Source organism: Nocardioides sp. TRM66260-LWL (genome assembly GCF_020075545.1).
Classification (GTDB): domain Bacteria; phylum Actinomycetota; class Actinomycetes; order Propionibacteriales; family Nocardioidaceae; genus Nocardioides.
On record NZ_JAIQZK010000003.1, the window covers coordinates 248,295 to 262,181 of the forward strand.

At 72.5% G+C, this 13,887-nt stretch carries 10 protein-coding genes; 6 read left to right on the top strand and 4 right to left on the bottom strand.

The genetic code is table 11. From position 1 onward, the window contains the following. Positions 1-143: 143 nt before the first annotated feature. From K8Z61_RS10440 to K8Z61_RS10450, 3 genes are all read right to left on the bottom strand, one after another. Positions 144-3,035 (bottom strand): hypothetical protein, encoded by a 2,892-nt coding sequence (locus K8Z61_RS10440; protein WP_224129209.1) that lies wholly within the window; start codon positions 3,033-3,035, stop codon positions 144-146. Between the two features lie 191 nt (positions 3,036-3,226). Then, complete coding sequence (locus K8Z61_RS10445) at positions 3,227-6,100, bottom strand: hypothetical protein (protein WP_224129211.1); 2,874 nt, start codon at positions 6,098-6,100, stop codon at positions 3,227-3,229. A gap of 282 nt (positions 6,101-6,382) precedes the next feature. Further along, on the bottom strand, positions 6,383-8,062 hold the full coding sequence (locus K8Z61_RS10450; protein ID WP_224129213.1) for a hypothetical protein: 1,680 nt from the start codon (positions 8,060-8,062) through the stop codon (positions 6,383-6,385). A gap of 231 nt (positions 8,063-8,293) precedes the next feature. Here K8Z61_RS10450 and K8Z61_RS10455 point away from each other — a divergent pair, with 231 nt between their 5' ends. Then, entirely contained in the window at positions 8,294-9,493 is a 1,200-nt protein-coding gene (locus K8Z61_RS10455) for a glycosyltransferase (protein WP_224129215.1), read from the top strand. Positions 9,494-9,683: 190 nt separating this feature from the next. Here K8Z61_RS10455 and K8Z61_RS10460 read toward each other — a convergent pair whose 3' ends face one another. After that, complete coding sequence (locus tag K8Z61_RS10460) at positions 9,684-10,211, bottom strand: DapH/DapD/GlmU-related protein (protein ID WP_224129217.1); 528 nt, start codon at positions 10,209-10,211, stop codon at positions 9,684-9,686. A 44-nt stretch (positions 10,212-10,255) separates the two neighbouring features. Between K8Z61_RS10460 and K8Z61_RS10465 the strand changes: the two genes are divergently transcribed. From K8Z61_RS10465 to K8Z61_RS10485, 5 genes are all read left to right on the top strand, one after another. After that, complete coding sequence (locus K8Z61_RS10465) at positions 10,256-11,308, top strand: acyltransferase (protein ID WP_224129219.1); 1,053 nt, start codon at positions 10,256-10,258, stop codon at positions 11,306-11,308. Positions 11,309-11,361: 53 nt separating this feature from the next. After that, complete coding sequence (locus K8Z61_RS10470) at positions 11,362-11,598, top strand: type II toxin-antitoxin system Phd/YefM family antitoxin (protein ID WP_224129222.1); 237 nt, start codon at positions 11,362-11,364, stop codon at positions 11,596-11,598. A 332-nt stretch (positions 11,599-11,930) separates the two neighbouring features. Further along, positions 11,931-12,395 (top strand): DUF4395 domain-containing protein, encoded by a 465-nt coding sequence (locus tag K8Z61_RS10475; RefSeq protein ID WP_224129224.1) that lies wholly within the window; start codon positions 11,931-11,933, stop codon positions 12,393-12,395. Between the two features lie 122 nt (positions 12,396-12,517). Beyond that, positions 12,518-13,366 (top strand): sulfurtransferase, encoded by an 849-nt coding sequence (locus tag K8Z61_RS10480; protein ID WP_224129226.1) that lies wholly within the window; start codon positions 12,518-12,520, stop codon positions 13,364-13,366. Then, positions 13,366-13,662, top strand: a complete 297-nt coding sequence (locus K8Z61_RS10485; RefSeq protein WP_224129228.1) for a DUF1416 domain-containing protein — start codon at positions 13,366-13,368, stop codon at positions 13,660-13,662. Before K8Z61_RS10480 ends, K8Z61_RS10485 begins: the two co-directional genes overlap by 1 nt. Positions 13,663-13,887 lie beyond the last annotated feature (225 nt).

Here is a 13,887-nt window from a genome sequence, read left to right on the forward strand (position 1 = left end):
CGCGGAGGTAAGGGGAGGGTCACGCCAGGGTCCTCAGCTGGGGGGACCTCAAGGGTAGGCGCCCGGCGCGCCACCGAGGTGGTCCGCGATGACGCGGAGGCGCAGGGTCTAGACCACCCGGCCCAGGTGCTCGACCAGCGATGTCATGCCGGCAGCGGGCGGACCAGGACCGCCGTGGTGCGTTGCAGGCTCGTGCCGTCACCGAGCTGGCCGTCCATGTTGATGCCCCAGGCATGCATCGTGCCGTCGGAGGCCAGCGCCAGGCTGTGGGCGTTGGCGGCGGAGATCGCGACCACGGCCCGGCCGTCCAGGGAGGTTCCTGGGGTGGTCACGGAGATCGCGGTGGTGCGCCGCGTGGTGGTGTTGTCGCCGAGGCGCCCGTTGCCGTTGTCTCCCCACGCGTGGACGGTGCCGTCGGAGGTCAGCGCGAGGCTGTGCGTGGCGCCGGCGGCGATGCCGGTTACGGCCTTGCCGTCCAGGGAGGTGCCGTCGGTGGTGACGGGGACGGGGGTGGCGCGCTGCGTGGTGGTGTTGTCGCCGAGGCGCCCGTTGCCGTTGTCGCCCCACGCGTGGACGGTGCCGTCGGAGGCCAGGACGAGATTGTGGGCGGTGCCGGCGGCGATGGCAGTGACGGTCTTGCTCTCCAAGGCCGTTCCGCTGACGTTCACGAGCGTGGGCGTGCTGCGGTTCGTCGTGGTGCCGTCGCCGAGCCGGCCCGCGCCGTTGCTCCCCCAGGCGTGGAGGCTGCCATCGGTGGCCAGGGCGAGGCTGTGGATGTTGCCGGCGGCGATGGCGGTGACGGTCTTGCCGTCCAGGGAGGCGCCTGCGGTGGCGACCCGGACGGCGGTGGTGCGGTCGGAGGTGCTGCCGTCGCCGAGCTGCCCGAGGAAGTTGTAGCCCCACGCGTGGAGGGTGCCGTCGGAGGCCAGCGCCAGACTGTGCAGCGCTCCGGCGGCGATCGCCACGATCGTCTTCCCGGCCAGGGACGTGCCTGTGGTGGCGACGGCGATCGCGGTCAGCCGATCGGTGGTGGTGCCGTCACCGAGCTGACCGAAGTTGTTCCCACCCCAGGCGTGCACGGTGCCGTCGGAGTCGAGGGCCAGGCTGTGGCTCGACCCCGTCGCGAGGGCGATGACGGTCTTGCCGGCCAGGGAGGAGCCGGTCGTCAGGACGGCGACGGCGGTGGCCCGATTGGTGAGGGTGCCATCGCCCAGCCGGCCGGCGGCGTTCGCGCCCCAGGCGTGGGCGGCGCCGTCGGAGGCAAGGGCGAGGCCGTGGGCGAAGCCGGCCGCTATGGCGGTGATCCGCTTGCCGGCCAGGGAGGTGCCGGCGACGAGGACAGCCACGGCGGAGCTTCGCTGGGTGGTGGTGCCGTCACCGAGCTGGCTGGCGCTGTTGCTGCCCCATGCGTGCACGGTTCCGTCGGACGCCAGCGCCAGGCTGTGGGCGTAGCCGCCGGCGATGGAGACGATGTTCTTGCCGGCGAGCGAGGTGCCCGTGATGGCGACGGCGACCGCTGCGGCGCGGATGTTGGTGGTGCCGTCGCCGAGCTGGCCGCCGCCGTTGGCGCCCCAGGCGTGGAGGGTGCCGTCGGTGGCCAGGGCGAGGCTGTGGGTGAAGCCGGCGGCGATGGTGGTGATGGTCTTGGTGGCCAGGGAAGTGCCGGTGACGGTGGTGGCGACGGCGGTGCTCGTCTGCGCGGCGGTGTTGACGCCGAGCTGCCCGTTGCTGTTGTTGCCCCAGCCGTGGACGGTGCCGTCGGAGGCCAGGGCCAGGGTGTGGGTGTCGCCGGCCGCGATGGCGGTGATGGTCTTGGTGGCCAGGGAGCTTCCGGCCACGGTCACCGCACCCGCAGAGGTGCGTTGCGTGTTGGTGCCGGTCCCGAGCTGTCCGCGGCTGTTGTCGCCCCAGGCGTGGGCCGTGCCGTCGGCGGCCAAGGCGAGGCTGTGGCTGGTGCCGGCGGTGATGGCGGTGATGGTCTTGCCGGCGAGGGAGGTACCGGCGACGGTCACCGCGACGGCGGTGGTGCGCTGGGTCGTGGTGCCGTCACCGAGCTGGCCGTAGGTGTTGAGGCCCCAGGCGTGGAGGGTGCCGTCGGAGGCGAGAGCCAGGCTGTGGTTGACGCCAGTGGCGATGGCGGCGACGGTCTTGCCAGCGAGAGAGGTGCCGTTGGTGGTGACCTGGACGGGGACGGAGCGGTCGGTGGTGGTGCCGTCCCCCAGTTGCCCGCCGGAGTTGTTGCCCCAGGCGTGGAGGGTGCCGTCGGAGGCCAACGCCAGGCAGTGGCTGCTCCCGTTGCTCGCGGCGATCGCAGTGATGGTCCTCCCTGCCAGGGAGCTCGTGGTGGCGATGGTGGTCGGTGTTCTCGAGGACGCCGTGGTGCCGCGTCCGAGCCGTCCGTTGTTGCCCAGGCCGAAGGCGTAGCCGACGCCGTTGCGACCGATCAGGGTGTGGGACGCCTCGCTGGAGGTGGTGAGGGCGTAGGCGCCGTGGGGGTCGGGGGTGCCGGGTCGGGCGGGGCGGTAGGTGAGGTTCCAGGTGGCGAGGGTGGCGGAGCCGGTGCTGGTGGTGGCGGTGAGGCGCAGCGTGGTGGGGACGGTGGGGACGACGCCGGGGAGGTAGCGGACGGCGACGGTGGCCTTGCCGTCGGCGTCGGTGGTGGTGGTCGCCGTCGTTGCTGTGGTGGTGGGGTGCAGGGAGAGCCAGTCGGTGGCGCTCGTGGTGTCGCCGGGAAGGCGGTCGAGGGTGAAGACGACGGAGGTGCCGGCTGCGACGGGGGAGCCGCCCTGGGTGAGGGTGGCGGTGAAGGTCTGGGTGGTGCCGGTGCGGTAGGCCGAGACGGGTCGGGTCGCGTCCGGCAGGAACGCGGTGACCTGGACCTGGCCGGAGGCGGCGAAGGCGGGGGCGGAGGCCAGCACGGTGATCGCGGGAGCGGCCCAGATCGCGCCGGTGCCGGCGACGATCGCCCGGCGGGACGGGCCGGGGCTGGTGTCGTCGGCCGTGTCGGTGTGGGGTGCCAGGGCGTCGTCGGTCACGGCAGGTGCTCGCTTCAGGAGGGCGCGCCGAGATCGCGAAGGGGGAGGGGACGGCGACGGCCGGCCGGACTCGATCGTAGAGGGCGCGGATCCGTTATGGACCCGGTTCGAGCGGCCCGGACACAGCCGTGGGACCGAGCCCCGGGCGGTGGTCGAGCCTGAGTTCATCGGTCGACCCCGTCGAGACCTCGTCAGCTCTGCAGACGGTTCACGAGGACCGGGGCTGTCCTACGGGTCGGGGTGCCGTCACCGAGTTGGCCGTCCGAGTTGAGGCCCCAGGCATGCAGGCTGGCATCGGACGCCAATGCGAGGTTGTGGGAGCTGCCGGCGGCGATGGCGATGATGGTCTTGCCGGCAAGGGACGTGCCTGTGGTGACCTGCGCCGCGGTGCCGTGGGCAACCCGGGTGCTGTCCCCGAGTTGGCCGCTGGTGTTGAAGCCCCAGGCGTGCACCGTGCCGTCGGACGCGAGCGCGAGGCTGTGGGAGTTGCCGGCGGCGATGGCGGTGATGGTCTTGCCGGCCAGGGACGTGCCGGCGGTGCGCACGGTGACGGCGGCGCTCCAGTTGGTGGTGGTGCCGTCGCCGAGACGACCGCTGCCGTTGTTGCCCCACGCGTGGAGGGTTCCGTCGGACGCGAGCGCTAGCGTGTGCAGGCTGCCCGCGGCGATGGCGGTGATGGTCTTGCCGGCGAGGGAGGCGCCGGCGGTGGTGACGGCGACGGCGGTGGCCCGGTTGGTGGTGGTGCCGTCTCCGAGCTGACCGGCGCTGTTCGAGCCCCAGGCGTGGATTGTGCCGTCGGTGGCGAGCGCGAGGCTGTGGCTGGTGCCGGCGGCGATGGCGGTGATGGTCTTGCCGGCCAGGGAGGTGCCGGTGGTGGTGACGGCGACGGCGGTGGCCCGGTTGGTGGTGGTGCCGTCTCCGAGCTGCCCGAGGCTGTTGTCGCCCCAGGCGTGGAGGGTGCCGTCGGTGGCGAGCGCGAGGCTGTGGCTGGTGCCGGCGGCGATGGCGGTGATGGTCTTGCCGTCCAGGGAGGTGCCGGCGGTGGTGACGGCGATTGCGATGTTGCGTTGGATGGTGGTGCCGTCGCCGAGTTGGCCGGCGCCATTGCCGCCCCAGGCGTGGACGGTGCCGTCGGAGGTCAAGCTCAGGCTGTGCGTGCTTCCCGTGGCGATGGCGGTGATGGTCTTGCCGGCCACGGAGGCGCCGGCGGTCGCGACCGCGACGGCGGCAGTGCGTTGGATGGTGGTGCCATCGCCGAGCTGGCCGGCGCCATTGCCGCCCCAGGCGTGGACGGTGCCGTCGGAGGCCAGAGCGAGGCTGTGGCGCGTGTTCGCGGAGATGGCGGTGATGGTCTTGCCGGCCATCGAGGTGCCGGCGGTGGTGACGGCGACCGCCGCGGTGCGTTGGATGGTGGTGCCGTCGCCCAGCTGACCGCTGTCGTTGGTGCCCCAGGCGTGGATGGTGCCATCGGTGGCCAGGGCCAGATTGTGGGAACCGGCGGCAGCGATGGCGGTGATGGTCTTGCCGGCGAGGGACGTGCCGGCAGTGGCGACGCCGACGGCGGCGCTACGGTTGGTGGTGGTGGTATCGCCGAGCTGCCCGTTGCCGTTGCGGCCCCACGCATGGAGGGTGTTGTCGGACGCCCGCACCAGGCTGTGGTCACTGCCTGCGGAGATGGCAGCGATGGTCTTGCCGGCCAGCGAGGTGCCGGCGATCTTCACGGCGACGGCGGTGCTGCGGTCGGTGGTGGTGGTGTCGCCGAGCTGCCCATAGAGGTTGTAACCCCAGGTGTGGAGGGTGCCGTCGGAGGCGAGGGCGACGCTGTGGCGGTCACCGGCGGCGATGGCCGTGACGGTCTTGCCGGCCAGGGAGGTGCCGGCGATCTTCACGGCGACGGCGGTGGCCCGGTCGGTGGTGGTGCCGTCTCCGAGCTGACCGGCGTTGTTCTTGCCCCAGGCGTGGAGCGTGCCGTCGGTGGCGAGCGCGAGGCTGTGATCACTGAAGGCAGCGATGGCGATGATGGTCTTGCCGGCCAAGGACGAGCCTGTGGTGGTGACGGCGACCGCGGTGGCCCGAGGGTTGGTCGTGCCGTCGCCGAGCTGTCCGGTGACGTTGCCGCCCCAGGCGTGGAGGGTGCCGTCGGAGGCGAGCGCGAGGCTGTGGCTGGTGCCGGTGGCGATGGCGGTGATGGTCTTGCTGGCCAGGGAGGTGCCGTCGATGGTGACCGGCACGGCAATGCTCCGCGAGATGAAGTTCCCGTTCCCGAGCTGGCCGGAGTTGGAGCCCCAGGCGTGGAGGGTGCCGTCGGAGGCCAGGGCGAGGCTGTGACTGCTGCCGGCGGCGATGGTGGCGATGGTCTTGCCGCTCAGGGAGTTGCTGGTGGCGATCGTGCCCGGCGAGCCGGAGGCAGCAATGCCCTGGCCGAGTTGCCCGCTGAAGCCCTGTCCGAAGGCGTAGCCGATGCCGTTGCGGCCGATCAGGTTGTGGGAGGCCTCGCTCGAGGTGGCGATGGCGAACGCGCCATGGGGGTCGGGGGTGCCGGGTCGTGCGGGGCGGTAGGTGAGGTCCCAGGTGGCGAGGGTGGCCGAGCCGGTGCTGGTGGTGGCGGTCAGGCGCAGGGTGGTGGGGAGGGGCGGGACGACGCCGGGGAGGTAGCGGACGGCGATGGTGGCCTGTCCGCTGGAGTCGGTGGTGGTGGTCGCGATGGCGGCGGCGTTGGTCGGGTGCAGGGAGAGCCAGTCGGTGGTGGCGGTGGTGTTGCCCGGAAGGCGCTCGAGGCTGAACACCACGGCGGTGCCGGCCGCCACTGGCGAGCCGCCCTGGGTGACGGTGGCGGTGAAGGTCTGGGTGGTGCCGCGCTGGTAGGCCGAGACGGGTCGGGTGGCGTCGGGCAGGAACGCGGTGACCTGCACCTGGCCGGAGGCGGCGAAGGCGGGGGCGGAGGCCAGCACGGTGATCGTGGGTGCCGCCCACACTGCGGCTGCGCCGGTGACGACGCTGCGTCGGGACGGGCCGGTCCCCATGACGGCTGCGGCGTCGGGGGAGGGGCTGGTGGGCTGGGGCATGACGATGCTCCGTCGGGGTCGGTGCGCGCGTGGGGGGACGCGGGCGGTGGGGAGGCCTAGGGACCCGAACCTAGCGGACGGTCGGTGCCGCATCCCGCGAATGCGCGATCGCCGTCCTTGGATGCCCACCATCGTTCGACACGACAGTCCTCCGTCTCGTTCCTCGATCCGGGCCGTGACGGTCTCGCTCGCGCCAGGACGGTGGCTTCAACATGCTCGACCACCACTACCACCGCCATCGGTGTTCGTGGCGCAGTCGGGTGGTCGAGCCTGTCGAGACCGTCAGGCGGGCAGCGGCTTGACCTGGACGGCGGTGGTGACGCCGGTGGTGCCGCCGTTGCCGAGCTGTCCGCTGGCGTTGTCGCCCCAGGCATGGAGGGTGCCGTCGGAGGTCAGGGCGACGCTGTGCAAGTTGCCGGCGGCGATGGCGACGACGGTCTTGGTGGCCAGCGTGCCTTTGGTCAGGGCGACAGCGGCGGTGCTGCTGGTGTTGCTGCCGATGCCGAGCTGGCCGGAGCCGTTGGCGCCCCAGGCGTAGACGGTGCCGTCGGAGGCGAGCGCGAGGCTGTGCTCCTTGCCGGCGGCGATGGAGGCGATGGTCTTGCCGGTCAGGCCGGTGACGGCGATCGCGACATTGCTGTTCTGGTTGGTGCCGTTGCCGAGCTGGCCGCTGGCGTTGGCGCCCCAGGCGTAGACGGTGCCGTCGGAGGCGAGGGCGAGACTGTGCAGGCGGCCGGCGGCGATGGCGGTGATGGTCGTGCCGGCCAGGCCCAGGACGGCGATCGCGGTGGCGCTGCCCTTGGTGCCGTTGCCGAGCTGGCCGAAAGTGTTGGCGCCCCAGGCGTAGACGGTGCCGTCGGAGGCGAGGGCGAGGCTGTGGGTTTCGCCGGCGGCGATGGCGGTGATGGTCTTGCCGACTGGCACGGTGACTTGCACCGGGAGAATGCGGGCGGCACCTGTGCCGTCGCCGAGCCGGCCGTTTCCGTTGTCGCCCCAGGCGTAGAGGGTGCCGTCGGAGGCGAGGGCGAGGTTGTGGGAGTCGCCGGCGGCGATGGCGGTGATGGCTTTGTTGGCCAGCGGTGTACCAGCGACAGTGACCGCGATCGCAGTTCTCTCGAAGAGGGAGGCGTTGGGGTTCCCGAGTTGGCCGGAGGCGTTGAAGCCCCAGGCGTGGAGGGTGCCGTCGGAGGCCAGGGCGAGGCTGTGGCGGCCGCCGGCGGCGATGGCGGTGATGGTCTTGCCGTTCAGCGTGCTGGTGGTGGAGATCGCGGTGGGGCTGGGTTGGCTGCTCGCGGTCGAGCCGATCCCGAGCTGACCTAGGTTGTTGGAGCCGAAGGCGTAGCCGGTTCCATTGCGCAGCACCAGGGTGTGGTCCGCCGTGCTGGAGCTGGCGACGGAGAACGCGCCGTGGGGGTCGGGGGTGCCGGGTCGGCCGGGGCGGTAGTTGAGGTCCCAGGTGGCGAGGGTGGCGGAGCCGGTGCTCGTCGTCGCGGTCAGTCGCAGGGTGGTGGGGATGGTCGGGACGACGCCGGGGAGGTAGCGGACGGTGATGGTGGCCTGCCCGCTGGCGTCGGTGGTGGTGGTCGTGGTGGTCGCGGCGTTGGTGGGGTGCAGGGAGAGCCAGTCGGTGGTGGCGGTGGTGTTGCCCGGAAGGCGCTCGAGGCTGAACACCACGGCGGTGCCGGCCGCCACTGGCGAGCCGCCCTGGGTGACGGTGGCGGTGAAGGTCTGGGTGGTGCCGCGCTGGTAGGCCGAGACGGGTCGGGTGGCGTCGGGCAGGAACGCGGTGACCTGGACCTGGCCGGAGGCGGCGAAGGCGGGCGCGGAGGCCAGCACGGTGATCGCGGGGGCCGCCCACACGGCGGCCGCGGCGCCGCCGACGACGCTGCGTCGGGATGGACCGGCGGTGCCCGCTGCTGTGGTGGCTTTGGCGTCAGGGGAGGGACTGGTGGGCTGGGGCATGACGATGCTCCGTCGGGTCGATGCACGCGTGGGGGAACGCGGGCGCTGGGGAGGCCTAGGGACCCGAACCTAGCGGACGGTCGGCGCCGCGTCCCGCGAACGCGCGATCGCCGCCCAGTGACGCGGCGGACGTCCGCCGATTCGGCCGTTACCGCATGCCAGCGGCCGGACCCTGCCACACTGAGGTGCAGTCCTCCCCGTCCCGGCCCTTCTCCCCCGGAGGCCGCCCTCATGCGCGTCCACATCGTCGGCATCAACTTCTCGCCGGAGCCGACCGGCATCGCCCCGTACACGACCCGCATCGCGTCGGGCCTCATCGAGCGCGGTCACGACGTCCGCGTCACCACGACGTTCCCGCACTACCCGCAGTGGCGCATCGGCCCCGAGTGGGCCGGCTGGACGCGGCGGCAGGTGGTCGAGGGCGTGCCGCTGAAGCGGGTGCGTCACTACGTGCCGGCCGATCCGGTGGGCGTCCCGCGGGCGCTCTCCGAGGTCAGCTTCGGCGCCCGCGCGGTCGCCAGCTCGTGGTCGCGGCCGGACGTCGTGCTGAGCATCAGCCCCGCGCTGCTCTCGTCCTCGATGGTCGTGGCCCGCGCCCGTGCGGCCGGGGTGCCGGTGGGCGTCCTCGTGCAGGACATCTACTTCGTCGGGCTCCAGGAGACCTCCCGCGGCCGCGCCGCACGGGCGATGAGCCGCATCGAGCGGCGCACGCTGCAGGCGGCCGACGGCGTGGGCGTCATCCACGACCGGTTCCGCGCCCGGCTGGTCGCCAGCCTCGGCGTCGACCCCGAGCGGATCGTCGAGCTGCGCAACTGGACGCACGTGCGCCAGCCCGTGGGCGCCGAGCGGTCGACCGTCCGGGCCCGCATGGGCTGGGGCGAGGAGACCGTGGTGCTCCACTCCGGCGCGATGGGCCAGAAGCAGGACCTCGGCGCGGTCGTCGAGGCCGCCCGGCTCGCCGAGCGTCGCGGGCTCGCCTTGCGCTTCGTGCTGATGGGCGACGGCGGCGAGCGGGCCCGCCTGGAGGCGCAGGCCGCGGGTCTGTCGGCGGTGACCTTCCTCGACCCCGTCGACGAGCGCCACTTCGCCGACGTGCTCTCCGCCGCCGACGTGCTGCTGGTGCACGAGCGTCCCGGCGTCGTCGAGATGGCGGTGCCCTCGAAGCTGACCTCGTACTTCAGCGTCGGCGTGCCCGTGCTGGCCGCCACCGACGAGCACAGCACCACCGCCGAGGAGATCGCCCGGGCCGACGCCGGTCTGGTCATCGCACCCGGCGACCCCGAGGAGCTGCTCGAGGGCGTGCGCAAGATCGTCGTCGACGAGCGGCGACCGCTGTGGTCGCAGAACGGTCCGCTGTACTGCCGCGAGGTGCTCTCGGAGTCGGCCGCGCTCGACCGCTACGAGGCGTGGTTGGCGCGGCTCGCGGGCTGAGCCGCTGGTCGGGCCGGCCAGCGCAGGAATCCCCGGATATCCGGGGAAACCTGCACTCCGTGACGCGCTGGGCACCTCCGGAAGGCTTGCGAGGTGCCGTACGCGTCACGGAAGGCTGACGGAGCCCGTCAGCCGAGCTCGTCACGGTGGTCGAGCCTGTCGAGACCCCGCCGGGCGGAGCCGTATCCGGCTAGCCCCCGACGACGCCGGCGGCCGGCGCGAGCACGGTGGCCCCGGCGGGCACGTCGCGGGTGACCAGCGCGGTGGCGCCGACGGTGGCGCCGGCGCCGATCGTCACGCCGCGCAGCACGGTGGCGCGGGCGGCGACCCAGCAGCCGTCCTCGAGCACGATCGGGGCGTTGTCGAACTCGAAGGTGGGGCTGCGTCGGTCGTGGCTGCCGGTGCACAGCAGCACGTCCTGCGAGACGCACACCTGGGCGCCGATGCGGATCGGCTCGAGGTTGAGCAGCCAGGCGCCCTCGCCGATCCAGGAGTGGTCGCCGACGGTGAGCCGCCACGGCCAGTGCACCCGCACGCGGTGGCGGATCAGCACGCCGTCACCGATCGTCGCGCCGAAGGCCCGCAGCACCGCGATCCGCACGCGGGCGGGCACCCACCACTGCTGGACGACGCCGGACGCCAGCAGCCAGGCGGCCTGCACCCAGCGGGGCCGGCCGATCTCGTAGCCGGCTCCGGTGAACCCGGCGAGATCGCGCATGCGCTGAATCGTAGGGGGGTGCCGGTCGCCTAGCCTGCGGTTCCGTGAGCGCCGCCGAGACCGTCCCGCGGCGCATCGACGGCCTGACGATGCTGCGCGGCCTGGCGATCGGCCTGGTGCTGCTGCGCCACTCCTTCCCGGGCGTCTTCGGCGGGGCGGGGCTGGTGGGCGTGGTGGTGTTCTTCGCGCTCTCGGGCCACCTCATCACCGGGGTGCTGCTGCGCGGCCTGGAGCGCACCGACCGGCTCGACCTGCGCCGCTTCTACCTGCACCGGGCGCTGCGGCTGCTGCCGGCGCTGGTCGTCCTGCTCGTGGTGTTCGTGGTGGTGACGCTGGTGTGGGAGCCGATCCCGCGCGACCGCACGCGCGTGGTGCGCAGCGTCGTGCTGGCGCTGACCTACGTCATCGACCTGCCGTGGTTCCCGCGGCCCTCGCCGGGACTGAGCCACCTGTGGACCCTCGCGGTGGAGGAGCAGTTCTACCTCCTCTGGCCGGCGCTCCTGGCGCTGGCGACCCGCGCGGCGCGCCCACGGCGGGCGCTGGTGGCGCTGCTCGTGGTCGCCGGCTCCACCCTCTGGCTCGCCTCGCTGGTCACGGTGCTGAGCGTCGAGCGGGTGCGTGACGTCTACCCGTGGCCGACGTCGTGGGGCGTCGTCATGGTCGTCGGCGCCGCCTCCGCAGTGGCCGGCGCCCGGCTCGACCGCCTGCTGCCCCCGAGCGCCCGCCGCACCGTGCTCGCCGCAGCGGTGGCCCTCGTCGTCCTGCTCGGGCTGTCGCTGCCCGACCTGCGAGACGAGCCGCTGGCCTACCTGCTGGTCGGTCCGGTGATCGGCGTGGCCACCGTCGTGCTGATCCAGGCCGCCCGTGCGCGGCCGCACGTGCGCTCGGCGCCGGCCCGGCTGCTCGTGGGCCTGGGCACGATCTCGTACGCCGCCTACCTGTGGAACTACCTGCTCGTCCGGTGGGTCTCGCCGTTCCGCGACCCCGAAGGGCTGGACGCGCTGCTGGTGCTCGTCCTGACGCTCGCCGTGGCCACCGCCTCCTGGCAGCTGGTCGAGGGCCCGGTGCAGCGGTGGCGGGTGCGACGCGGCATCTGAGCTGGCGCGCTCGTCCGACGTCCTGACGTAGCGTCGACGTGGAGGTGATCGACATGTCCGTCGTGAGCGCGCGTGAGTTCCATCGGTCACCGTCAGCGGCCAAGCGGATGGCTCGGGAGGGGCCGGTCTTCGTCACCGACCGTGGCCGGCTCAGCCTGGTCGTCCTCGACATCGCCGAGTACGAGCGGTTGACCGGGGCGCAGAGCCTCCGGGATGCCCTGCGCATGGACGAGGAGATCGACGTCGAGCCGGTCGTCAGTCGCGACGTCCCCGGCGCGGCCGACCTGTGACCCCGGCTGTCTCGAGAGTGGCGACGCGCAACGTCCGCGACTTCCGCGGCATGGGGCTGAGCCTGATCGACCCCGGGAATCCCACATGACGGACAGCCGTCCCATCATCCGAACATCCGATTGGGACCCGTCTCCCCGCCCGGCCTACTCTCGACCCATGTCCTCGACCTGGCTCACGAAGCGACGCGCAGTGGATCACTGCCGCGTGCGCTCGAGCCTGTGTCGGCGCCGCTGACGGACGCGCATCCCGGCCGGAGCCCTGCTCCGCACCCGTCGACCCGCCTCCGTCCGACGCCCCTTCCCCAGGCAGCAGCGACCACGAGGTAGGACCCATGTCCGTCCAGTCCCAGCCCGGCGCCGGCACCACCGGCGCCACCCCCGCCGGCATCGACCCGCGGGGCCCGCAGTTCACCGCCTCGATCACCGTGGTGGTGCTCGTCGCCATCCTGGCGCTCCCGAGCACTCCCGCCACGGTGCTCGTCGCGCTCCAGACGGCGCTGTTCGCGCTGGGCGCCGTCCGCGGCGTGCAGCACACGCCGCACGCCTGGGCGTTCAAGCGGTTCGTCCGGCCGCGCCTGGCGCCGCCGACCGAGCTCGAGGCGCCCGAGCCCCCGCGGTTCGCGCAGGGCGTCGGCCTGGTGTTCCTGGCCGTCGCGCTCGTCGGCTACCTGGCCGGCGCGACGCTGCTCGGCCAGATCGCCGTCGGCTTCGCCCTCGTCGCCGCCGTGCTGAACGCGGTCTTCCGCTTCTGCCTCGGCTGCGAGATGTACCTGCTGATCAAGCGCGTCACCGCCTGATCCCTGCCGGTGATCGAGCTCGTCGAGATCCCCGGACACCTCGGTGATCGAGCTCGTCGAGATCCCCGGACCACCCAGCACAGCCCGCCATCACACCGCCAGCAACCGAAAGAGAGATCACCATGAGCCGCGAGAGCGCACTCGTCACCGCCCAGTGGGTGGAGGAGCACCTCGGCGACGACAAGATCGTCCTGATCGAGGTCGACGAGGACACCACGGCCTACGACAAGGGCCACATCAAGGGGGCCATCAAGCTCGACTGGACCACCGACCTGCAGGACCAGGTGCGGCGCGACTTCGTCAACAAGCAGCAGTTCGAGGAGCTCCTCTCGGCCAAGGGCGTCGCCAACGACGACACCGTGGTGCTGTACGGCGGCAACAACAACTGGTTCGCCGCGTACGCCTACTGGTACTTCAAGCTCTACGGTCACCAGGACGTCAAGCTGCTCGACGGCGGCCGCAAGAAGTGGGAGCTCGACTCCCGCGAGCTCGTCGACGACGAGGTCTCCCGTCCGGCCACCTCCTACACCGCGCAGGAGCAGGACGCCTCGATCCGCGCGTACCGCGACGAGGTCGTGGCCGCGATCGGCACGCAGAACCTGGTCGACGTCCGCAGCCCCGACGAGTACGCCGGTCGCCTGCTCGCCCCGGCCCACCTCCCGCAGGAGCAGGCGCAGCGCGCCGGCCACATCCCCACCGCCGCGTCGGTGCCGTGGAGCAAGGCCGCGAACGACGACGGCACCTTCAAGTCCGACGACGAGCTGCGCGAGATCTACACCGAGGCCGGCGTCGACTGGAGCAAGGACACCATCGCCTACTGCCGCATCGGCGAGCGCTCCTCGCACACCTGGTTCGTGCTCAAGGAGCTGCTCGGCCAGGACAACGTCAAGAACTACGACGGCTCGTGGACCGAGTACGGCTCCCTCGTGGGCGTCCCGGTCGTCCTCGGCGACGAGGCGGGCGAGGCCTGATGTGCGGCGCTACCGCGGGCGGTCTCTCGCTCGACGGCGTCAACGTCGCCAAGGAGGCCGTGGTGCAGGGCCAGGTGCTGCGCGCGGGTGAGCCCGTGCCCAACGCCTACGTGCGCCTGCTCGACCGCCACGGCGAGTTCACCGCCGAGGTCCCGACGTCGGCGTCCGGCCACTTCCGGTTCTTCGCCGGCGAGGGCGAGTGGACGCTGCGCACGCTCGCGCCGAAGGCCGACCCGGTCGACCGCGCGGTGGTCGCGTCGGTCGGCTCGGTCGCCGAGGTGACCGTCGAGATCTGACGGACCGCGCCTGCACGGCCCGGCTCCCCCAGCAAGGGGAGCCGGGCCGTGCTGCTTCGTTGCGGGCCGGCGAAGTTCCGGTTTCACCGAGATGACGCGCGGTGTTCATCTCCGGACAGTGGTCTAGACCAGCGGCGAGTCGTCGTCCGGATTCTGATCGAATGCAAAGAGCCGCTCGCCTTCCGTGAGACGGTTCCTTACGCATCCGGTCTAGGCCACTTGGCC